Genomic DNA, 22,300 nt, shown 5'->3' with positions numbered 1-22,300 from the left:
TTCACTGAAGCACACAGAGGGGAGCGCACCGTGAATTCTGAACGCAGCTCAAATGGCAATTTGGATGTCTGGTCCATGCCAAGAACCGGCATCGTTTGGTGCGAATGTTCCGAGGACCACGAACTCACCAAGGAGTTCGTGGTCAACACGATGATTGAGATGGGATTGCACCCAGTCCGCCAACTAACTCTCGATGAGCTCATCGAATTGACGGCGGCGGTGTGGAACTATGAGGAAGTCTGCCGTTTCTTCGTGCTAGCCGTGGAGGAGGCCGCGTTACACATTCATGGGCATATTGATAGCTCGTATCCTCTGCAGGAATCGTTGTCTATCGTTGGTTACTTTTCCAAGACCTGGCAGGGATGCCCCGATGAAGCGTGCTCTGGTCTAGCAAATTAGTAATCAAGCGTGCTCAGCCGACGTGCACGTGTTTTGTCGTAGTTGGATTGAGTTCGTTAACCATGTGCGCATAGTGTGGGAAAGATGAAGAGCTTTGCATCTCCTAGGCCATCGGCAGCACACGACGGATTTATTCATGTTCGCGGTGCCAACGAGAATAACTTAGACAATGTAGAAGTACGGATTCCGCGCGATTCAATGGTGGCTTTCACCGGGGTCTCAGGGTCTGGCAAGTCCTCGTTGGCATTCGGAACAATCTTCGCGGAATCCCAACGACGCTTCTTAGAATCCGTGGCGCCCTATGCACGCAGGCTCATCGCCCAAGGGCACACGCCTAAGGTCGAGTTCGTTTCCGGGCTGCCTCCGGCGGTTGCCTTGCAACAGCGTCGAGGGGCAGCGAGTTCGCGTTCAACTGTTGGAACGCTCACTACGCTGTCTAATTCGGTGCGCATGCTCTTCTCGCGCGCCGGGACTTACCCCGCGGGTGCACCGCGGTTAGACTCCGATGCATTCTCCACAAATACTGCGGTCGGCGCCTGCCCACGCTGTCATGGTGTGGGAACGGTTCATTCGGTCACCGAAAAATCGCTGGTTCCGGATCCGTCGTTGAGTATTCGCGACGGAGCCATCGCTGCATGGCCAGGAGCTTGGCAAGGGAAAAACCTGCGAGATATCACCTCGCATTTGGGCTATGACATTGATCAGCCTTTCGAAAAGTTCTCCCAGGAAACACGAGATTGGCTACTTTTCACCGAAGAACAGCCCATAGTTGAGGTGACGCCCGAAAGGGACCGCGTAGCCAAGCCATATAAAGGAAAATTCTGGAGCGCTGAACGCTACGTTCGGCATACTGTCGCCACTTCAAAGAGCGAAAACTTACGGAACAAGGCTCTGGAGTTTATGATCTCCCAGCCTTGCCCAGAATGTTCGGGTACAGGCTTCCGTCCTGACGCCTTGAGCGTCACCTTCGCTGGGGTGAGCATCTGGGAATTCAACAAAAAATCCTTGCAGAACTTAGCTGACTTGTTGCGTCCCTTTGTGCTTCAAAAGTCATCGGATGCGACTTCAGATGTAGTGGCCACCATCAGCGCAGACCTGCTCTCGCGCATCGAGGTACTTGTTGAACTTGGATTGGGCTATCTGAGTTTGGACCGGTCAACACCAACACTTTCTCCCGGTGAGACTCAACGTTTGCGTATCGCCACGCAGTTGCGAGCCGGACTCTTTGGTGTCATTTATGTCCTGGACGAGCCCTCGGCCGGGTTGCACCCCGCGGATGTACAACCACTTATTGAGGTGCTTGCTGCACTAAAAGCCGAAGGCAATTCAGTCTTCGTTGTTGAGCACAATATGGACGTCGTTCGCAGGGCTGAGTGGATCGTAGACGTGGGGCCACGGGCTGGTAACGGTGGAGGGCAGGTGCTCTACAGCGGTGAAGTTAATGGGCTAGCCGAGGTCGAGCAGTCAATTACCCGTAAATTCTTGGAACCTCAGCCGGCGCCCGCGCGCGAGTTGAGGCAGGCCGAGCAGTGGTTGGAATTGAGCGGTGTGAACCTACATAACCTTGTTGATGTTGAGGTCGGATTCCCGCTAGGTGTGCTGTGCAGCGTCACCGGTGTATCTGGTTCTGGAAAGTCTAGTTTGGTTACGGCTGCACTGTCCCAATCCTTAGGCGCAACCACGCTTTCCGAGACTGACGAAACCACGGACTCCGTGAACGAGGCCAGCGTTGCCAAGATCGTCGGAGCCGAACACGTTAGTCGCGTGGTGCTCATGGATCAAAAACCTATCGGCAGAACGCCACGCTCCAATGTTGCTACCTACACCGGGCTTTTTGACGCAGTTCGAAAAACCTACGCTGAATTGCCGCTGTCCAAGAAACGTGGATACAGTGCTGGCCAATTTTCCTTCAACGTTGCTGGCGGACGGTGCGAAAACTGTCTTGGAGAAGGCTTCCTAGAAATTGAGTTGCTCTTCCTGCCCGGAACCTATGGGCCTTGCCCTCAGTGCCACGGAACCCGGTACAACGATCAGACACTTGAAATCGAGTACAAGGGAAAGAACATTGCTCAGGTTCTTGAGCTTAGTGTGGCCGAAGCCGAGGAATTTTTGAAAGATATTCCCCCGGCCGCCAGAGCCTTGGAGACCTTGAGAGAGGTGGGTTTGGGTTATCTGCATCTGGGGCAGCCAGCGACGGAAATGTCTGGGGGAGAAGCCCAACGCATCAAACTGGCCACCGAACTTCAGCGGCAACGTCGAGGCCACACCTTGTATTTGCTTGATGAACCAACAACTGGCTTGCACCCGGCGGATGTTGAGCTGCTAGTTTCTCAACTACAGCAGTTAGTGGATCAGGATAATACTGTCATCGTGGTGGAACACCACATGGATGTGGTTGCCGCCAGCGATTGGGTCATTGACCTAGGCCCTGGCGGTGGAGACGGTGGCGGACGTGTTGTAGCTTCTGGAACGCCGAGCCAAGTGGCAAAAAACAAGGCCAGCCGTACCGCGCAATACCTTGCGCGCCGGCTGGCCCCGTAGATGAATTTAGTTGCTGTTGAGCACTGCAAACGGGGGTGTCTCAACGCCCTCGGCCACGGCTTCGGCCGGGTCATCGCCTAGATGAATGATCTTGTTATCGGCATCTACGTGCACCACGCTGGGTACGTAGCTACGTGCTTCAGCGTCTTCCATCTGTGCATAGCTGATCAAGATGACCAGATCCCCTGGGTGTACGAGGTGGGCTGCTGCACCGTTGATACCGATGACGCCACTGCCAGGTTCGCCAGCAATGGTGTAGGTTTCAAGCCGTGCACCGTTGGTGATGTCGACAATGCTGACCAGTTCTCCGGGCAAGATATCCGAGGCTTCGAGCAGCTCGGAGTCCACGGTGACCGAACCGACGTAGTGAAGGTCGGCCTGGGTGACTGTTGCCCGGTGGATCTTGGACTTGAACATGGTGCGTTGCATAGCAAGTTTCTTTCACAGAAGGTTGGAAGTTTCCCGGTAGCCAAGTTTACGCTTTTTATGACGTTGGGGGACCGATCCGAGCTAAATCACACAGCTATTCGCATCACTAGGCTGGAAGATGATGACGCAGGACACTGTGCACGACACCAGTGGCCAACAGCTCATCAGCTGCTTCCAATTCCGCCGAGAGGAATCGGTCCTCGCCCGGACCTGCGACTTTGGTGCGCAACAGTTCTACAAGCGCGCCGGTGCCTGCTCCGGGCTTCAGCGGTGCACGCAGATCTAAGGCGCGAGCGGCAATGAGCATTTCCACTGCCAAAATTCTGCGCAGGTTCGCTACCGCGGTGCGCAGTTTTCGGGCGGCATGCCAACCGAGGGAAACGTGGTCCTCCTGCATGGCCGAGGATGGGATGGAATCGACGCTGGCAGGTACTGCCAAGCGCTTGTTCTCGGCGACCAGCCCGGCTTGGGTGTACTGGGCAATCATCATGCCGGAGTCCACGCCTGGATCATCTGCAAGGAATGCTGGTAGGTCACGGGAACGGGCTGGATCAAGCATGCGGTCGGTACGGCGTTCAGCGATGGAGCCGAGATCTGCCACAGCAATGGCCAAGAAATCTAGGACATAAGCTACCGGTGCACCGTGGAAGTTGCCATTGGACGTGACTTCTCCGCTGGGCAAAACCACCGGGTTATCAATGGCAGCAGCAAGCTCGCGGGTAGCCACCATTCGGGCGTGGGCGATGGTGTCACGCACAGCGCCAGTAACCTGCGGTGAGCAACGTAGCGAGTAGGCATCCTGCACTCGACCGTCGCCTTCACGGTGGGAATTGACGATCGGGGAGTTAGCGAGCAGTGCATACATGTTGGCTGCGCTACGCCCCTGTCCTGGGTGCGGGCGCAGTGCTTCGTGCAGCTCGGCACGGAAGACCTGTGCGGTGCCCAGTTGAGCTTCAACACTCATAGCGGCGGTGGCATCGGCGATGTCGGTGAGTTCTTCAAGATCGGCTAGAGCCATCAGCAGTTGGCCGAGCATACCGTCGGTGCCGTTGACCAGTGCTAGACCTTCCTTCTCGGCCAATTCCACCGGTGCGATTCCGGCTTCTGCTAGTAGCTCGGGAACCGGGCGTTGTACGCCATCGCGGTCGGTGGCTTCTCCCTCACCCATGAGCACCAGTGCACAGTGGGAGAGTGGGGCAAGGTCACCGGAACAACCCAATGACCCGTATTCACGAACCACGGGGGTGATTCCTGCATTGAGCAAAGCGACCATGGTTTCTAGAACTACCGGTCGCACGCCGGTACGACTGGAAGCCAAGGTCTTTGCGCGCAGGAACATTAGGGCGCGAACTACTTCTCGTTCAACAGGGGCTCCCATACCAGCGGCGTGGGAACGAATCAGAGACCGCTGCAACTTGGCACGGTCTTCCAGCGCAATGTGACGGGTAGCCAGAGCACCGAAGCCGGTCGAAATTCCATAGACTGGCGTATCGGCTGACGCTAGGGCATCTATATGTGCGCGGACCGAAGCTAGTTGTTCAAGTACCTGCGCGGAGATCGTGATGTGTGCTTCGTGGCGGGCTACTGCGATAACGTCTTCGGCGGTGGCACTGTTAAGCTCGAGGGTTACTGGGGTTGAAGAAGCCATGAAAATTCAGTCCATTCGTTACTTAGTAAAGTGGTCTCTAGTTTCTATTGTTCGGCAGAAACACGGGGTAAGTAGCCAATAAATCGTGGTTATGTCTGAAATGCCGGACGCATGTGGCCAACAGTTGTGAAGCGGTGATCAGGTTTGAGCCGGGCATCAGTGCATAGGAATTGATCCGCGGGATTCATTGACGGACGCATTGTTATTTTTCCAAACTAGGCAATTGCCTACACTGCAAACGTTGAGGATCTCGATTAGGTTCGCGGCTACAACTTACTCAGCCCTTGAGCTCAAGAATTCTTGTGAAGTCTTGCTGATTCTGGGAGGTCGCTCCGATTCGAATTCTTGCCAGCGGGATCGACATTCCATGACGGGGAACAGGGGGCGGGGAAAGAAGTTAAAGCGCTCGGAAAAGACAGGTCAGATGCCACTAGTTCTACGTGGAAAACAGGCCTACCCTGTACCTATCAGCAACACGGTGCGCTCGATGCACACCGACGGGAGGCAATGTGAAAACTGAAGTCCAGGGACAACTGGAAAAGTTGTAGCCAACGCGTGTGACTGCGCAACCGGTGGTCCATTCATTGATGAATTGTTTTGGAGCGGAAAGATGCCTAGAAAAATTCATGGATTAGGTCTAGTCGTTGGTGGAGGACTCATTGCCTCCTTGTTTCTCTTGTTTATATTCTTTGCCTCCGCAAGCCAATCTGACACTATGACCCCTTTGTGGCTTGGTGTCATTTGGGGTGGACTAGCCATGGCTTGGGGAATTTTCCGCATGATCGCAGGACCGTCGACCTTGGACCGCGTGAATGGTGGAACCGACGCAGGAGCATAGGAAATGCTGGCGAGCAGATACTGCTCGCCAGCAGTTTGTCGTCTTAATGCCTCGTGACCGGTTGCTGAACGTCCTCTCAAAATCGTTAGGGCACGTCGAAATTCTCGCACCATGTAGGTAACGTTCAGAGAAGTGCATCGGAACTGCACCGGTGCCGGCAACGTCAACTTCAATGCAAGGGAGATGCCATGGCGGACATCAAGAAAACCACCGCGAAGAAAACGACGAAGGAAAATGCTGAGAAGGGTTTCATTGCTTCGGCCGAACTGGGCGACGCTTTGCAGAACGTCCTTGTCCAGCTACTAGACCTGCAATTGATCGGCAAACAGATCCATTGGAACGTTGTAGGACCGAACTTCAGGGACTTGCACCAGAACCTTGACGAGATTGTAGATATTGCGCGTCGCGGCTCGGATGAAATTGCTGAACGTATGCGTGCCCTGCACATTACTCCAGATGGACTGGCCGCAACGATCACCAAGTACACCAAGCTTGAGCAGCCAGTTAACACCGAAATCCTGACCACGGACGCAGTGGATATGGTGGTTAAGGCTCTACAAAATACGGTTGGTGTCATCCGAGAAGTACATGATCCTGTAGACGATGCAGATCCTACAACCGCCGACATCTTGCATCAGTACATTGCTGATCTGGAGCAACAGGCATGGTTTATCAGCGCCGAAACACGACGCCCATAGTGAGCAACTTGTTGGCGGGTAGCCGGCTGGAGAGATGCTAGACAAAGAGAAGTCGCCTTGTTTCTGAAGTATTCAGAAACAAGGCGACTTCTCTTTAATGATCCGTACCCGTGAAAATTCTATCTACGGGAACAGGATGACAGTGAGCAAACGATGCCGCCTGTTGCTAGAACAAAGGTTAGAATTCTTCGTTCTGGCCCTGGCCGCCGAAGCCTTGTTCTTCATTATCATCACCGAAGGATCCTCGGTTGGATTGTTCGTTGTCGTTGCCACCACCGAACGACTGATCGTTGTCGTTGCCGCCGGCGTAGGAGCTTTGGCTTGATTGTTCGTTGCCGCCGCCGAAGGATTGTTCGTTGTCGTTGCCACCGGTGTAGGAGCTTTGGCTTGACTGTTCGTTGCCGCCGAAGGATTGTTCGTTGTCGTTGCCGCCGAAGGATCGTTCGTTGTCGTTGCCGCCGAAGGATCGTTCGTTGTCGTTGCCACCGGTGTAGGAGCTTTGGCTTGACTGTTCGTTGCCGCCGAAGGATTGTTCGTTGTCGTTGCCCTGACCGTTCGACGAGCCAAAGCCGCCGTTTTCGTCAGACTGGTTGTTATCGAAATTTCCGAACTGCTCGTTTGAATCCTGCTCAGACATGATGTCCTCCGTGGGTCGATTCGTCCTGACCTGACCCACGCTATGCACGGTCAACCGTGCCTTCAACCCTTAATTGGAACCTTTGAGATGCCCGTCACGGTGCGTTAAGAATGCGTTCATTGTGTCCATGTCAGACGGTATTTTTCGTCCTCTTATGATGCATGAAGCAAGGGGTACGCGTGCATTGCTAGCGGGTTAGCAGGCAACGCACGCGAACCGGACATGAAGCTATTTTCCGCTCATCGGGATGCGGACATTACGCTCATTCGCGACTTCGATAGCACGCTCGTATCCGGCATCCACGTGCCGGATGACACCCATGCCGGGGTCGTTGGTTAGGAGCGCTTCCAGCTTTGCCGCTGCGAGCTCGGTTCCGTCAGCCAGCGACACCTGACCAGCGTGAATCGAGCGGCCCATGCCAACTCCGCCACCATGGTGAATTGAAACCCATGAGGCACCCGAGCTAGCCGCCGTGAGCGCATTGAGCAAAGGCCAGTCAGCCACGGCGTCACTGCCATCCTTCATGGATTCAGTTTCGCGATACGGTGAAGCTACAGATCCGGAATCTAGGTGGTCGCGGCCGATTACAATCGGTGCGGAAACTTTGCCCTCAGCAACTAGTTGGTTGAAGAGTAGTCCGGCTTTCTGGCGCTCGCCGTAGCCCAGCCAGCAGATACGAGCAGGCAGCCCTTCAAACTCAACATGCTCTTGGGCGGCGTCGAGCCAGCGGTGCAGATGCTCGTTTTCAGGAAATAGATTCTTCAGCGCCTGATCTGTGACCTTGATGTCTTCTGGATCTCCAGATAGTGCAACCCATCTGAAGGGGCCCAGACCTTCGCAGAACAAGGGGCGAATGTAAGCAGGAACGAATCCGGGGAATTCGAATGCACGGTTGAATCCGCCCTTACGTGCTTCATCACGAATCGAGTTTCCGTAGTCAAAGACCTCTGCGCCAGCATCTTGGAAACCAACCATGGCCTCGACCTGTGCAGCCATGGCGCTCTGGGCCTTCTTGGTGAATCCCGTTGCATCGGCGGTCGACTCGGACTGCCATTGCTCAATGCTGTATTCGGGAGGTAAGTAGCTCAGCGGATCATGGGCGCTGGTCTGATCGGTGACGATATCAAAGGTCAATTCGCCAGCTTCATGACGCTTGCGCAACGCGGGGAAAATCTCTGCCGCGTTTCCAACGTGTCCAACAGATAAGGCCCTACCTTCATTCTTGGCAGCGATTACTTTGCTCAACGCCTTATCAAGATCTAATTCAACGTCATCTAGGTAACGCTTGGATAGTCTGCGGCGCAACCTAGTTTCATCAACGTCAATGATCAGTACCGCTCCACCATTGAGGGTAACCGCCAAAGGCTGGGCTCCACCCATACCACCGCAACCGCCTGTCAGAGTCAGCGTGCCGGCGAGGGAACCGTTGAATCTCTTAGCTGCAATGGCAGCGAAAGTTTCGTAGGTTCCTTGCAAAATGCCCTGCGTGCCGATGTAGATCCAGGACCCGGCGGTCATCTGTCCGTACATCATCAGACCTTCAGCTTCGAGCTTGCGGAAGTGCTCCCAATTAGCCCAATCGCCGACAAGATTTGAGTTGGCAATCAGAACGCGCGGTGCCCACTTGTTGGTTGTGAAAACGCCAACTGGTTTTCCAGACTGAACCAAAAGCGTTTCGTTCTCTTCAAGATCTTTGAGCGTCTCCACGATTGCGTCAAAAGCATCCCACGAACGGGCGGCTTTGCCGGTGCCACCGTATACCACCAGGTCTTCTGGGCGTTCGGCGACTTCGGGGTCCAGATTGTTCATCAGCATCCGTAGTGGAGCTTCGGTGGCCCACGACTTGGCGGTCAATTTGGTACCCCTTGGTGCGCGGATAACGCGGGTTTCGTTGCTCATGGCAATTCCTAACAATGTAACGTGACTAACTATTTACATCATTGGTCATGGCAGCAAGATTGAGTACAGCGGAAGCGGCAGACTTGTCCGGTATTTCAGAACCCGTGGTTTAGTTTGATTCAGAATTCTTAATTTGCAGCGAGTAACTCGGTAGCTTTCGCTTCGATTGCCTGAGGGCTCAAAGCGTGGTGCAGTGCAATCATGCTGGCACCGCGCAGTGCTCCATCCTCCCAGCTGCGTGAGGTACGGATCTGCAAATGCTGCGTCGAAAGTGGCGCCCCACGTTGGTAGACAACCTCACGAATTCCCGCAAGCAGGTGTTCTCCTGCGGCTGAGATACGGCCACCAATGACAATCTGTGAGGGGTTGAGCAGGCTGACCGATGCGGCGAGTACTTCGCCGAGGTCTCGTCCGGCCTGCCTGACCGCATGGATTGCTTGGATATTTCCCGCTGCCACCAAGTCCACTACGTCGGTGTTGCTGTGTGCCTCGATATCCTGGTCGCGCAGAGCTTGGGCAATCTTGGGTCCCGAAGCCACTGCTTCGAGGCAGCCTTCATTTCCGCAATGGCAGAAGATTCCATCACCACGACGAATGCGCACATGGCCGATGTCCCCGGCTGTGCCTTGCGCGCCACGTTGCAGTAAGCCACCGGAAATGATTCCAGAGCCAATGCCGGTGGCAATCTTTACGAATAGGAAGTTGTCGTTATCCTCATCGTTCTGGTTTCTCTCGCCCAAGGCCATGAGGTTTACATCGTTGTCCACGATGACCAACGCGTCTAGGTGTTGGTGGAACCATTCGGGGATGTTAAATCTGTCCCAACCGGGCATGATCGGAGGGTTCGCAGGCTGGCCCGTGTCAAAGATAACTGGGCCTGGTACCCCCATGCCCACCGCGATGATGTCATCCCGCTGGCGTTTGGCTTTCGAGAGTAAGTCATCGGCAAGTTTCAACGCTGCCTGCAGGATAACTTCCGGTCCATCGCTCAAAACGATTGGGGACTGTGCCTGGAATTGTGGGACTGATGCCAGATTAGATAATGCAACGCGCAGATGACTTGCCCCGAGATCGATGGCCAGGATCAGTCGCGCTTCAGGCAATAAAGCAATGCGTTGTGGGGGACGGCCGCCAGTGGAGGCGCCTTCCTGAACTAGGCCAATCAGACCAAGTTGGGTCAGAGTGTCGAGGCGCTCCTGCAGAGTGGAGCGAGCCATGCCGGTCAGGGCCGCGAGGTCGGTGCGGCTGTGGGCATTACCGTCGAGGAAGAGTTGCAAGACTTCACCCGCACCGCTGACTCCACGGCTAACTTGTGCATTCTGAGGACTTGGAATGTTGGTCATGACATCAGTAAAACACAGCAATGCCGTAGATCCTGAAATACTTTGACGGAATACCGACATACTTCTATTGACTCTCGACAAAAGTGGAACTAGTCTCTTGGTTGTGACTCAAGTCATAAGCCTCGGTCCGCATCCATTCCTCTTTCAGGAGACGCATTTGCCTGTCCACGACCTGTCAATCCAGCTGTATACGCTGCGTGAAAACATCGCTGAAGACCTAGCCTCAACACTGCAGCGTGTTGCTGAAATCGGCTTCACCCAAGTTGAGCCTTATAACTTTGTTGCTCGTGTTGATGAGTACGCCGAAGAATTAACGAAGAACAAGCTAAGCGCCCCAACTGCCCATGCGCCGTTGCTCGCTTCTGACTATGACGAAGTCTTCACCGCGGCTAATAAGCTCGGTATTTCTACCGTCATTGATCCTTTCATTCCTGCCGAGCACTGGCAGGACGAGCAGTCAATTAAGGCCACCGCAGAAAAGCTCAATGCAGCAGCACGACGTGGTGCTGAATATGGGATCAAAGTCGGCTACCACAATCATGATTGGGAAATCTCAAACGAGATTCACTCCACCACGGCATTGGAGTACTTTGCCAGTCTGCTCGACCCTGAAGTTGTTCTGGAGGTCGACACGTACTGGGCTGCTGTAGGCGGTGTGGATGTTGTTGACCTCCTTGAGTCACTGGCCCCGCGAGTTGTGGCACTTCACGTCAAGGACGGACCGCAATCCAAAAATAATAAAGAACAAGTTGCAGTGGGCAGCGGATCCATGCCAGTCGACCGCATTCTTGCCGCCAGTCAAGGGATGTTGCACGTGGTCGAGCTCGATGACTTCGCGGGTGACATCTTTGACGCGGTGGCCCAGAGCTACTCGTACCTCTTAGCGGAAGGCCAGTAGAACGCATGGAAACTCAGAACCACCCAACGGGCGTCGGGCTAGTCGGCGCGGGAACCATTAGCGACCAGTACCTCGAAAACCTCACTGCTTTCCCCGACCTAGCAGTGCGTTTTATTGCAGATCTGGATACCGAACGGGCAGCCAGCCAAGCAAAAAAATGGTCCGTTGAAGCTTCGGGCACTTATGAAGAGCTGCTGGCACGAGATGACATTCAGATCGTTGTGAACCTGACCATTCCAGCCGTTCACGTCGAAGTGGCACTCAAAGCAGTTGAAGCCGGCAAGCATGTGTGGGGCGAGAAACCCTATGCCCTAGATCGCGAATCCGGACGGCAACTGATAGAAGCAGCAAACGCTGCCGGTGTACGCGTTGCAGTCGCTCCAGATACCATTTTGGGTGCCGGGATTCAGACCGGTCTGCGTCAGGTACAAAGTGGTGCCATTGGAACGCCACTGACCGGACTGGCGATATTCCAAGGACCTGGCCCAGAATCATGGCACCCTAGCCCGGAGTTCCTTTTTGCAAGGGGCGCGGGGCCGCTATTTGATCTTGGTCCTTACTATCTGACCACTTTGGTGCGGGTCTTTGGTCCCGTGGCAAAAGTCGCAGCTACTGCCTCGCAGTCCAGAGCCGAACGAATTATCGGGTCAGGGCCTAAGGCAGGCACCAATTTTCCGGTGGAAGTTCCCACTCATATCAGCGCACTGCTGTCATTTGAATCTGGCGCTAGCGCTCAATGCATCTTCAGCTTTGATTCAAAACTACAGCGCGCGGGATTCGTCGAAATCGCGGGTACCGAAGGTACGGCACAATTCTCGGATCCCAACGAATTCACTGGTGATACCGTTCTGCACCTCGGCGGCGAGGAATCAGTGGTGATTCCTGCTCAAGGTTCGCAATACGGCCGCGGCACCGGTGTGGCAGAGCTTGCCCAAGCGATTTCAGAGGGGCGCAAAGAACGCGTCCCAGGAGAGCTAGCTTTCCACGTTCTAGATGTCATGGTCTCCACTGCTGAAGCTGCTGAATCGGGCTCCTTTGTCGACGTGAACTCGACAGTAGAACCCATCGAACTACTGGATCCACAGTGGGACCCCTCAGCTCCCAGCATCCTAGCGTGAAGCACTTCTTGTTCCCTTTCACCATCGCATCTGTAAAGGACCGACCATGTCTGCACCCCATTTCAAAGGAAAGCTAGGGCGCTTCGCCGCCATCACTTCCATTGCAGCTCTCTCGCTCAGCGGGCTAGCAGCCTGCTCCAGTGATGACGCGAGCGCAGAGCCTGCCAAGGCCGGTGACACCATCACCTACTGGGCCTCCAACCAGGGAAGTTCAGTTTCCCAAGACGAAAAAATCCTTGGCGAATCAATCAAGCGTTTCACCGCGGAAACCGGAATCAAAGTTGAACTAGAAGTTGTTCCGTGGGCGGACCTCTACAACCGCATCCTGACCGCGGTATCCAGCGGAGAGGGCCCCGATGTATTGAACATCGGTAATACCTGGGCCACCACCCTTCAGGCCAGCGGGGCATTTGTGCCTTGGGAAGGTGAAGCCCTGGAAGCCGTAGGTGGGGGCGATAAGTTCGTGCCGGCGGCATTGGAAACCGGTGGAGCCGCAGGCCAAGCACCGACATCTTTGCCGTTGTACTCCATGGCCTATGGCCTGTACTACAACACCAAGATGTTCGATGAAGCAGGAATCGACAAAGCCCCTGCGACGTGGGATGAGTTCGTGGCTGACGCCAAAAAACTGACCAAAGATACTGATGGCGATAACAAGATTGACCAATATGGATTCGCCTTGGCTGGTCAGCGCGTTGCCAACAACGCTCACTCCGCCTTTATCCTGGGAATGCAGAACGGCGGTGAGCTGTACACCCAAGACGGTAAGCCGGACTTCACCAATGACGGTGTGGTCGCTGGCATCAACGACTGGATTCAGCTGATGGGTGAGGACAAAGTGGTCTCCAAATCCAACGCTGAAATCAATGACGGTTCAGTACTTCCTGGAGAACTTGTTGACGGCAATGCCGCCATGTTTTTCGATCAAGCACCAGGCAAGTCCTTCAAATCAGCTGACTTCGAGGACTATGCGATGGCGCCAATCCCACTAAAAAATGCTGATGCAAGTGGACTGGAAGCCACCCAGTCTCTGGTAGCCGGAATCAACGTTAGTGTCTTTGAAAATTCGGACAATAAAGACGCTGCCATTAAATTTGTGAATCACTTGGTGAGCGTGGATGAGCAGAAGAAGCTCAATGCTGCTTACACCTCATTGCCTTCGGTTTCTGAAGCGTTCGAAGATCCAGCTTTTGATGATGCCGAATCTCAGGCCAAAAAGAAGATCCTTGCAGAAAACGCCGCGCCGATGCCTCTGTACCCAACTGAGGGCCAGATGGAGTCGCTGGTAGGCGAAGCAATCGGCAAGCTCTTTGCACGCATCGCCCAGGGTGACGACGTCTCTGAAGACGACGTTCGCAAAGCTTTGGAAGACGCTCAGAAGCAGATGCCCGCTAGCTAGCGGCCCGACACGTTGCACATGCCGCGGGAGCATTCCTCCTTGATACGCCCGCGGCATGCGCGACACTATTTTTCGTTTTTTCGACAGGAGATCGAATGTCGGCGCCAGCCCAGACACCGCCACGTATCAGCGAACCAAGCAAAACGCGGGCCGCTACACGTGCTATCAAACGTAGCTCAATAAAACGCGACCGTTTTTTCCCATATGCGTTGAGCGCACCAGCAGCCTTTCTTGAACTGCTCATCCACATAGTCCCGATGCTATTGGGAGTATGGATTGCTTTCCTTTCACTGACTCAGTTCTCCATCGCTAACTGGATCAAGGCGCCCTTCGTGGGGCTTAAGAACTTCACCACAGCGTTGGACCCCAACGGCCCGATCGGTTCCCAGTTCTTCGAAGCACTAGGCAGAACTTTCATCTTCACCCTCCTGGTCGTGGCCATTGCGTGGAGTCTAGGCATCTTCGCCGCGGTTCTGTTGGTTTCCAAATTCCGTAGTAACGGCTTTTTCCGAACGCTGTTTCTAGTTCCTTACGCATTACCTAGTTACGTGACAACCATTGCCTGGGCATTCATGTTCAATCAACGAGATGGCATGGTCAACCGTTTCCTCGTAGAAGATTTAGGCATCCTAGACGAGGGACCGTTTTGGCTTCTAGGTCAAAGATCATTCTTTGTCATGGTGATTGTTGCAGTTTGGCAGTTTTGGCCCTTCGCCTTCTTGATGTTGTTAGCCGCTCTGCAATCGATCCCCAATGAAGTTTATGAAGCAGCATCCCTTGACGGGGCCAGCCTATGGAAACAATTCACTAGGATTACGTTGCCGATGATCAAGCACGCCAATGTTGTTCTTCTGCTGATGTTGGGGCTATGGGTATTCAACCAGTTTGATATCCCGTACCTGCTCTTCGGCCCAGTATCTCCTCAAGAATCAACGTTGATCTCACCGTTGATCTACCAGCAGTCCTTTAACAACTGGAACTTCGGTGTAGGTGGCGCGCTGAGCGTAGTGCTGTTGCTGGGACTACTCATTGTTTCGGCTTTCTACATTCTCCTGGTCATGCCAAAGGGAAAGAGTATCGATGATTGAGACACGCGGCTTCAGAATCCTGAGAGTATTCGGGCTGGCCTTTATCACCTTGATTATCGTGTTGCCGCTTTATGTTGTGCTCACGACGTCCATCAAGCCGCTGAAAGATGTGCGCGGTGCTTTCGAATGGATCCCGTCAGAAATCACGTTCACACCCTATCTGGACATCTGGACCACAGTGCCCCTGGGCAAATACTTCGCCAACAGTCTGATCGTGACCGTTACGGCCACGGTGCTTTCGGTGACCATAGCAATCTTGGCGGCCTACGCACTATCGCGTTTTGATTTCCGGGGTGCCAGGTCCTTCCGCCTAATCGTGCTCTCCACCCAGATGTTCCCCGGAATCCTGTTCTTGCTGCCGCTGTTCTTGATTTTTACCCAATTGGAACGAGTCGTCGGTGTCCAGCTCAACGGTTCCTACCTGGGCCTAATCATCACGTACATGACGTTTTCGTTGCCGTTTTCCATCTGGATGCTCACTGGCTTTTTTGCCTCAATGCCAAAGGAACTGGAAGAAGCGGCAATGGTCGATGGACTAGGACGTCTTGGCGCCTTGGTGAAGGTAGTACTGCCGGTGGCCCGACCCGGAATTATCGCTGTATCTGTGTACTGCTTCATCACTTCATGGAGTGAGGTACTTTTTGCCAGTGTGCTCACTAATGCAGACACAAGAACTCTTTCCATCGGTCTGCAGGCCTACGCGTCACAGACAGATGTTTACTGGAATCAGATGATGGCAGCTTCGGTAGTGGTTTCAATTCCCGTGCTCGTCGGCTTCCTCTTTGCCCAACGACACTTGGTTGCAGGACTCTCTTCCGGCGCGGTCAAGTAAAACCTAGACAAGGAAATACATGCCTGAGCTAATCAGCCAACAAAAAGCACCATCCAACCAAGACCTAAAAGTTGGCGTTATAGGCGGCGGCTTCATGGCCAAAACGCATGCTGAGGCTATTCGACGTGCAGGAGCCCAGCTGATAGGCGTGCGTTCTAGCAGCGATGAGTCAACAACCCGCGCAGCACAGGCTCTGGGAGTTCAAGGATTCGCCAGCGTTGATGCACTGATCGAACAGAGCGATGTCATCCACGTGACCTCGCCCAATGCCCTACATGCCAAACAGGCTAAAGCCGCGCTTGCCGCTGGTCGTTCTGTAATCTGCGAAAAACCCCTGGGCACTAGCGGTAGCGAAGCAGCAGAACTGGTGCAGCTCGCTGAGGGATTGAATGTTTTGGCAGCGGTGCCTTTTGTTTATCGTTATCACCCTATGGTCCGTCAAGCGCGAGCTCATGTTCAGGACGGAAAGCTGGGCCGGTTACTCACGGTGCGCGGTGAGTATCTGCAGGATTGGATGCACACCGTCAACGACAATAACTGGCGTGTAGAACCTGAAAAGGGTGGGGCATCGCGTGCCTTTGCCGATATAGGTTCCCATCTTGTAGATCTGCTTGAATTCATTTCTGGAGAAAAGATCGTTCGGTTGAACGCGAGTACCACCATCGCCCATGCGCGACGTGGAGATATCAATGTGACAACCGAAGACGCAGCGGCCGTGATAGTTCAAATGTCCTCTGGAGCCATTGGCACGTTGATAGTTTCACAGGTAAACGCCGGACGAAAAAATGGGCTCACCCTAGAACTCTCCGGGGCAACGTCCGCCATCGAGTTTCAGCAGGAAAAACCCGAAGAATTGTGGATTGGTAAGCCTGAGATTTCCTCTGTGCTGTCTCGCCAGGCCAGTGACCTCAGCCCTGATGCCGCCAGATTATCGGTGGTGCCCGCGGGGCACCCGATGGGTTACCGTGATGCGTTTGCCGCTTTCGTCTCAGACGCCTATGCGACCCTTCGCGGTGAAGAACCAGAAGGGCTGCCAAAATTTTCTGATGGTGCCAGAGCCAACCGGCTAACCGACGCTGTATTGGAATCTGCGCGTACCGGAAGCTGGATTAGCACCAATGACTAAAGGAGAAAACATCATGAACGCAACTCACCCCGTGACACTTTTTACCGGCCAATGGGCTGATATGCCGTTCGAGGAGCTTGCAAAGCGTGCCTCCGATTGGGGTTACGACGGTCTGGAAATTGCGGCTAGCGGAGATCACCTTGATCTTAAGCGAGCTGATGAGGATCCTAACTACTTACAGTCCCGACTCGATATTCTGGATAAGTATGGTCTGAAAGTTTGGGCTATATCTAATCACCTTGGGGGACAAGCTGTTTGCGATGATCCCATCGATTTTCGCCACCAGGCGATCCTGCGCGATTACGTATGGGGCGATGGTGACGGTGAAGGCGTACGCCAACGCGCTGCGGAAGACATGAAACGTTCGGCACGTGTAGCCCGCAAGCTAGGAGCTGAGGTGGTTGTCGGGTTTACCGGTTCCAAGATTTGGCAATACGTGGCGATGTTCCCACCGGTTCCGGGCGAAGTCATTGACGCAGGCTACGAGGATTTCGCACGTCGTTGGAATCCGATCATGGACGAATTTGATGAGCAAGGAGTCAAGTTTGCCCTTGAAGTTCACCCATCGGAAATTGCTTATGACCACTGGACAACAGTTCGCGCTTTGGAAGCCATTGGCCATCGTGAAGCCTTCGGACTGAACTGGGATCCAAGCCATATGTTCTGGCAGGGAATTGACCCGGTAGCTTTCATCACTGACTTTGCTGATCGGATCTACCATGTAGATTGCAAAGACACCCGCTTGCATACGCCCAATGGTCGCAACGGTATTCTGGGTTCTCATCTGCCTTGGGGTGATCCGCGTCGACGCTGGGATTTTGTCTCCACAGGCCACGGGGACATTAATTGGGAAGACGCCTTCCGAGCTCTAGACTTCCACGGCTATAAGGGACCCATCTCTATTGAGTGGGAAGACGCAGGCATGGACCGTTTGCACGGTGCCGAACAAGCGGTGGGATACATTCGAGATCTCTTGTTCAAGCGACCCGAAGCGTCTTTCGACGCTGCGTTTTCCAACCAGTAGGAGATGTTCCGCCGTCAGTCTTTCACACGTGGTTACGACATCGTGCCGCCGCGGCGCAGGTTATCTTTGTGAGCCTGCGTCGCTGGGGAGCTAGAAAAGAAATTAAACAGTAATATGCATTGTCAGTAATCCGCCGAAACCTCACCGGCGGCTATCAATCGCGGGTGGGTGTAATCGCTGTTGTCCACGATCAACGTGGCTCTTTCCCAGGGTTTCGAGTCCGCGAAATACAGCTTTTGACCGCCAACGTAGCGGTTCATTGAAGGATGCTCCGGATCCGGATTGCTTCCGTTACGAACCGACATTCGGGCGGCAGTTACCGCGAAAGGAACGTCTAGGAACACTGATGCATCACAGTACGAAGCGAGTTCGTCGCGATGTAAGAACATCCCTTCTATAACCACAATTGCATTTGAAGGCGCCAGAAATGTCTGTTGGCGCTTCAGGATTTCGTCATTGCTCACGTCGTAGGCTATTGGCGAAAATAGTCCGGTTCCGTCGGGGCTTAGAGGATCGAGAACGTTCGCGATCAACGCATCATAGTTGTAGGTATCCTCCCAGAAACCTAACGGCGAACTGCGCCCCTTCGCATGACGGATTTCTGAAGAATTGAGAAAATCATCGGCATGAATCAAGATAGTTGGCCGCCCAAGTATCTCTGCGATGAGTTTGGCCGCGAAAGTCGACTTGCCGCTGCCGTCAACTCCATCGATTGCGATCAGTTGTCTTCCACGTCCGAGATGGCTCAATAGAGAGTTTGCCAGCGAGCTGTGAAACCGATTCATATGGCTATTGTGGCTCTTCAAGTTTTAGTGTGGTGACCCCAAAATAAGTAAGGCTCGCGGCCCCTCTGCGAAGATGGACGTCGACTAAAACAAATTCATCTGCAAGGAACTACCAGCAGTGTTCAAGGAAACCGGGCTAATCGACGCTGCGTCGATTCTGCTGAACCTCAACGACTACCGCGTCATCACTGCCAGCCCAACACCTTCCGGCCGACAAGTACTTGTCGAGCCCATAGCTACCGAAGCCACCTGCCCCTCCTACGGCCGTGCTGAGCATCCTGCACCACGCTAAAAGTTGAAGAGCCCTTATATGTGGGCGGGTAGTTTGAGGAAAAAGTCACGTAACGCTGAATTTTGCGCTCAATGAAGAACGGTCGCCGCGACAACCTGAATATTCAGGAGCTACGACGACCGTTAGAATCAGTGCTGTTGTGTGGAGATTTCTCGCCCATCAGCGACAATTAGAGAATTTTCTAGTCAGTTTCCGGTGTACATCCAACTAGGCGCGCTAATATCAACCGTGCCCAACGGTAGTGTCCAGAGGATGAGTTCTTCCCCATGCTGTTGCTCACGCTCCAGGCACGCTAATTGAGCGTCCTCCAGGTTTGCAAAGACCGCTACAGGCGAAGGGCTATAGCGCGCTGTCTCAGAGAAAATACCCCCCTGAACCAGTATCCACAACGGGGTTCCATCTGGGAGCGAGTCATCGGAACCGTTGACCTCGAATGTTTCCCAAGACATGGTGTAGTCCGGATATTCGCTAACTAGTTTTCTGGCTGCAGAATCAGTGTTGACTGCCCCGACCAAGGGGTTGAGGCCAGCGGTAAGATCTTCGGTGAAAATCAGCTCAATTGTTGAAGCTAATCTCTTCTTCTTGAGAAAATCCACGACTACGCCCCACACGCGAGCTTTTTTACCGGAGCATAGACCCTAGCGAAGTAGTTCTTGCCTTTGTAAACAATCGTGCCCAACGTGGTTCCCGACCAGTTTGTAGCTTTAGTGTTTTTGCAAGTGAACTTAACATTTTGCTGATACAGTGATTTTTCGCCCCGGCTCACGCTGGTAGTAGTGTTCCCGGCCTTCTTCCACCAGATCATAAATTTGCGCCTCAGATCAGTCTCATGCTTAACGCTCGTCACCGCACTCGTGCACGTTGTCTTCGTTTTATATCCAACTGTTTCGTACCCACCAGATTTCCGAAGGTGCAAGTACTCGGGCTTCAGTATGCAGGGGCCATACTTTGTGGCCGCCGCAGTTCCGATGAGTAATGGCGACTCCAAGGCATCGAGCTTCTTCACAGCCTCTTCAGGTGAATTGGCTTCGACATAGGAAACTGGCGGCCCCTCTTCTTGGAATAGTTTGCCGTCTGGAACAAGCGTTCCGTCTTTAAGCCACTGATCGATCTGAGTTTGGTCGACAGTTTCTTCGGAGGTAGACACTACCTCTCCTAGGCTGGCATGATCGGTACCGCTGTTCAGTTCTCCGAATTTCAATGTCTGAGGCGAACTTGCTAATTCTTCGGTCATTGCTGACTCTCCGACACCGCTGCTCGCTGCCGAGGCTGGAGCTTGGCCAGCGAAAACTCCAACAGCTATTAGACATGTTGTCGTAATTGCAGTAACTTTTCGCAAAACTGGCATCTGTTAGACCCTATCCGCGTATTTGAATAATTACATCTCCAAATAGTAGCGTCACCATGCGGTTATCCCATGCACCCTAAGGGTAATGTATTTTGGGCCAATAGGATTTATTTCATTGGAGGAATGCTGAAGAGCCGCTATTGTTCATGCTTTTGCACCGTATTTGGAAATCTTGTCGCTGAACCATCGTGGAAGAGCAAAGCTCATTGGGTTAGAGCTTGCTCTAAGTGTTGATCGGTTCCGCTAAATACAAGATGGCCCTGCGCTCCGTTGATAATTGGAAGGTGGGGTGGCACGTGGCCACATTCAACATCTCCAATGATCGGAATATCCAAGGTGCTCAACGCATCAAGGACAGCTTCCTCCTGCGTGAGTGTCTCTGAGTTGGGAGCTCCAGTACGTCCTACGAGAACGGCCGTTGCATTGTTAAAGAATCCGGCCATGCGCATGCCATGCAGGTGCCGACAGATAGTTGTAGCCTCAGCTCCTGACGCTTCAACGTAAAGGATCAAGCCATCCGCGGGTTGCGCACCCAAGGCCTCGGTTCGTAAGAATGGCGTGCCGGCAAGATTAGCCAGGGTCTCAATACAGCCGCCGATCAATCGTCCGGAAACATCCACATCTTGCACACCCTGATCCAAACGCTTCCACGAACCTTTACCGTTCCAACGATGCTCGGTCGCTTCGGGCAGGCTAGCCCAATCGTCCCAGTCATTCACTCGGTAAATGCCTGCGGATTTCTGCTTAAAACTTGATCCTGTAGGCAACGAGGCAACGTCAAGCCACGACATCAGCGAGTCTGGAACCTCGTATGGAGTGTCTAGGAGGTTATTTCCGTGAAGCGTTGCCATCCCGGTGCGCAAAGTGATGGGTGTGATCAGGGTTGAGATATCTGAATATCCCACAAACCAGGTTGGTTCTGCAGTGGCGATAGCAGCAAAGTCCAGATGCGATAGCACATCAATCGCGGTGACGCCTCCCCACGGAGGAACGATCGCCTTGACTGATGGGTCCAAGAGCATTTGCATGAGCTCTTGAGCTCGTTGTTCAGCCGGCGCACTGACGTGTCTTGTCCCATCCATGCAGTCGCCGACTTGGACATTGAATCCACGGTTTCGTAGGTGCTGCAGGGCAAAATCTAGGCGCGCCAGAAGTGGGGCAGGGACACCACTGGATGGTGAAGTGACCCCGATAGTGTCGCCTGGTTCCAAAGGTTTCGGATAACGGATCTCCATGAAGTAATTCTTGCATTCTTACGAGGCAAGACAGATAAATGTCACGGGCATTCGCGGCCGACACTGTTACCACGTGGAAACCAATGCCGTGCGCGTCGTGGCTCGCGGTGATAGCACTGTACGCTGAGGAAATCACACATCTGTCCGGTGGCTCAGAATTCGGCGTATGCCAGGTGCTGTCTATTGAACGCTACGACTTCATATCGGATATCGAATCTAGCGCAACGAGCCATTTGGAAACGGTATCTTCCATCCGCTTGAATTCCTCATCACTCAGTGTCGCGGCAAGTCGACGTTGATTGGCGGTATGTGCCTCGATGGCTTGGTCGATGAGTTTGTGACCATTCGGAGTTAACGCGATGACTCTCGCGCGCCGATCGTCGGTACCGCTGCGGCGGTCCACAAGTCCAGCCTCGACTAGTCGATCAATTCTCTTGGAGGTGGCTCCTGCTGTGACCATGGTGTGGTCGGCAAGTAGTGAAGGTGGGAGTTCAAATGGTTGCCCCATGCGTCGTAGCGCCGAAAGTACGTCGAATTCGCCTTCTCCGATCCCGAATTGCTCGTACCCAATCACGAACTCGTCCCGCAATCTGGTGGTTAGACGTCGCAGTTTTCCCATGAGGGCCATCGGGCCCGAATCGATGTCGGGGCGTTGCTCGCGCCACTGTTGGACGATTGTTTCGATCTGTTGAGAGTCATTCATGTCACCATTGTAGTTTCCGT

21 protein-coding genes and 1 pseudogene are annotated in these 22,300 nt (G+C 53.7%); 12 read left to right on the top strand and 10 right to left on the bottom strand.

The features are described from left to right. Positions 1-30: 30 nt before the first annotated feature. Together FJV47_RS09925 and uvrA are read left to right on the top strand one after the other, a co-directional pair. The gene (locus FJV47_RS09925; RefSeq protein WP_159612474.1) at positions 31-399 is read left to right on the top strand and encodes a hypothetical protein; all 369 of its coding nucleotides are present in this window, start codon (positions 31-33) and stop codon (positions 397-399) included. A gap of 84 nt (positions 400-483) precedes the next feature. Beyond that, positions 484-2,940, top strand: coding sequence for an excinuclease ABC subunit UvrA (uvrA, locus tag FJV47_RS09920; RefSeq protein WP_159612472.1), 2,457 nt, complete (start codon positions 484-486; stop codon positions 2,938-2,940). A gap of 6 nt (positions 2,941-2,946) precedes the next feature. Here the strand turns inward: uvrA and panD are convergent, their stop codons facing one another. Next, complete coding sequence (gene panD / locus FJV47_RS09915) at positions 2,947-3,369, bottom strand: aspartate 1-decarboxylase (protein ID WP_159612470.1); 423 nt, start codon at positions 3,367-3,369, stop codon at positions 2,947-2,949. Positions 3,370-3,475: 106 nt separating this feature from the next. Further along, positions 3,476-5,017, bottom strand: a complete 1,542-nt coding sequence (gene hutH, locus FJV47_RS09910) for a histidine ammonia-lyase (protein WP_200831988.1) — start codon at positions 5,015-5,017, stop codon at positions 3,476-3,478. A 715-nt stretch (positions 5,018-5,732) separates the two neighbouring features. Between hutH and FJV47_RS16710 the strand changes: the two genes are divergently transcribed. Next, complete coding sequence (locus FJV47_RS16710; protein WP_255474794.1) at positions 5,733-5,855, top strand: hypothetical protein; 123 nt, start codon at positions 5,733-5,735, stop codon at positions 5,853-5,855. A 188-nt stretch (positions 5,856-6,043) separates the two neighbouring features. Beyond that, positions 6,044-6,553 (top strand): Dps family protein, encoded by a 510-nt coding sequence (locus tag FJV47_RS09905; protein ID WP_159612468.1) that lies wholly within the window; start codon positions 6,044-6,046, stop codon positions 6,551-6,553. A 178-nt stretch (positions 6,554-6,731) separates the two neighbouring features. On the opposite strand, the gene FJV47_RS09900 is transcribed toward FJV47_RS09905, so the two are convergent. From FJV47_RS09900 to FJV47_RS09890, 3 genes are all read right to left on the bottom strand, one after another. Further along, positions 6,732-7,190, bottom strand: a complete 459-nt coding sequence (locus FJV47_RS09900; RefSeq protein WP_159612466.1) for a hypothetical protein — start codon at positions 7,188-7,190, stop codon at positions 6,732-6,734. Positions 7,191-7,418: 228 nt separating this feature from the next. Continuing rightward, on the bottom strand, positions 7,419-9,089 hold the full coding sequence (gene hutU / locus FJV47_RS09895; RefSeq protein ID WP_159612464.1) for a urocanate hydratase: 1,671 nt from the start codon (positions 9,087-9,089) through the stop codon (positions 7,419-7,421). 128 nt (positions 9,090-9,217) lie between these two features. Continuing rightward, a complete protein-coding gene (locus FJV47_RS09890) occupies positions 9,218-10,432 on the bottom strand; it encodes an ROK family transcriptional regulator (protein ID WP_159612462.1) in 1,215 nt (404 codons plus the stop codon). 157 nt (positions 10,433-10,589) lie between these two features. Here FJV47_RS09890 and FJV47_RS09885 point away from each other — a divergent pair, with 157 nt between their 5' ends. The 7 genes from FJV47_RS09885 to FJV47_RS09855 all read left to right on the top strand — a co-directional run bounded on the left by FJV47_RS09885 (position 10,590) and on the right by FJV47_RS09855 (position 17,917). After that, positions 10,590-11,330, top strand: coding sequence for a sugar phosphate isomerase/epimerase (locus FJV47_RS09885; protein WP_159613134.1), 741 nt, complete (start codon positions 10,590-10,592; stop codon positions 11,328-11,330). Positions 11,331-11,335: 5 nt separating this feature from the next. Further along, positions 11,336-12,448 (top strand): Gfo/Idh/MocA family protein, encoded by a 1,113-nt coding sequence (locus tag FJV47_RS09880; RefSeq protein WP_159612460.1) that lies wholly within the window; start codon positions 11,336-11,338, stop codon positions 12,446-12,448. Between the two features lie 46 nt (positions 12,449-12,494). Then, positions 12,495-13,847 (top strand): ABC transporter substrate-binding protein, encoded by a 1,353-nt coding sequence (locus FJV47_RS09875; RefSeq protein WP_159612458.1) that lies wholly within the window; start codon positions 12,495-12,497, stop codon positions 13,845-13,847. Between the two features lie 95 nt (positions 13,848-13,942). Beyond that, entirely contained in the window at positions 13,943-14,935 is a 993-nt protein-coding gene (locus tag FJV47_RS09870) for a carbohydrate ABC transporter permease (RefSeq protein ID WP_159612455.1), read from the top strand. Continuing rightward, entirely contained in the window at positions 14,928-15,767 is an 840-nt protein-coding gene (locus tag FJV47_RS09865; RefSeq protein WP_159612453.1) for a carbohydrate ABC transporter permease, read from the top strand. The genes FJV47_RS09870 and FJV47_RS09865 overlap by 8 nt, the downstream gene beginning before the upstream one ends. Positions 15,768-15,786: 19 nt before the next feature. Then, complete coding sequence (locus FJV47_RS09860) at positions 15,787-16,893, top strand: Gfo/Idh/MocA family protein (protein WP_159612451.1); 1,107 nt, start codon at positions 15,787-15,789, stop codon at positions 16,891-16,893. 13 nt (positions 16,894-16,906) lie between these two features. Next, the gene (locus FJV47_RS09855) at positions 16,907-17,917 is read left to right on the top strand and encodes a sugar phosphate isomerase/epimerase (protein WP_235026408.1); all 1,011 of its coding nucleotides are present in this window, start codon (positions 16,907-16,909) and stop codon (positions 17,915-17,917) included. A 122-nt stretch (positions 17,918-18,039) separates the two neighbouring features. Here FJV47_RS09855 and FJV47_RS09850 read toward each other — a convergent pair whose 3' ends face one another. Further along, on the bottom strand, positions 18,040-18,723 hold the full coding sequence (locus FJV47_RS09850) for a uridine kinase (RefSeq protein ID WP_235026407.1): 684 nt from the start codon (positions 18,721-18,723) through the stop codon (positions 18,040-18,042). 97 nt (positions 18,724-18,820) lie between these two features. Between FJV47_RS09850 and FJV47_RS09845 the strand changes: the two are divergent. Next, positions 18,821-18,967 (top strand): annotated as a pseudogene (locus tag FJV47_RS09845) (ISL3 family transposase); the annotation flags it as partial. Positions 18,968-19,179: 212 nt separating this feature from the next. On the opposite strand, the gene FJV47_RS09840 reads toward FJV47_RS09845, so the two are convergent. The 4 genes from FJV47_RS09840 to FJV47_RS09825 form a co-directional block, all read right to left on the bottom strand. Beyond that, complete coding sequence (locus FJV47_RS09840) at positions 19,180-19,590, bottom strand: hypothetical protein (protein WP_159612449.1); 411 nt, start codon at positions 19,588-19,590, stop codon at positions 19,180-19,182. Positions 19,591-19,592: 2 nt separating this feature from the next. Continuing rightward, positions 19,593-20,228: a hypothetical protein gene (locus FJV47_RS09835; protein WP_159612447.1), complete on the bottom strand. Its 636-nt coding sequence runs from the start codon at positions 20,226-20,228 to the stop codon at positions 19,593-19,595. A gap of 317 nt (positions 20,229-20,545) precedes the next feature. Beyond that, on the bottom strand, positions 20,546-21,577 hold the full coding sequence (locus tag FJV47_RS09830; protein WP_159612445.1) for a S66 peptidase family protein: 1,032 nt from the start codon (positions 21,575-21,577) through the stop codon (positions 20,546-20,548). Between the two features lie 190 nt (positions 21,578-21,767). Next, the gene (locus FJV47_RS09825; protein WP_159612443.1) at positions 21,768-22,280 is read right to left on the bottom strand and encodes a MarR family winged helix-turn-helix transcriptional regulator; all 513 of its coding nucleotides are present in this window, start codon (positions 22,278-22,280) and stop codon (positions 21,768-21,770) included. Between the last annotated feature and the right edge of the window lie 20 nt (positions 22,281-22,300).

Origin of the sequence: Glutamicibacter sp. JC586 (assembly GCF_009805585.1) — a bacterium.
Lineage (GTDB): Bacteria > Actinomycetota > Actinomycetes > Actinomycetales > Micrococcaceae > Glutamicibacter.
Note: the sequence above shows the minus strand (reverse complement) of the source record. Positions and strands in the feature narration are given on the sequence as shown.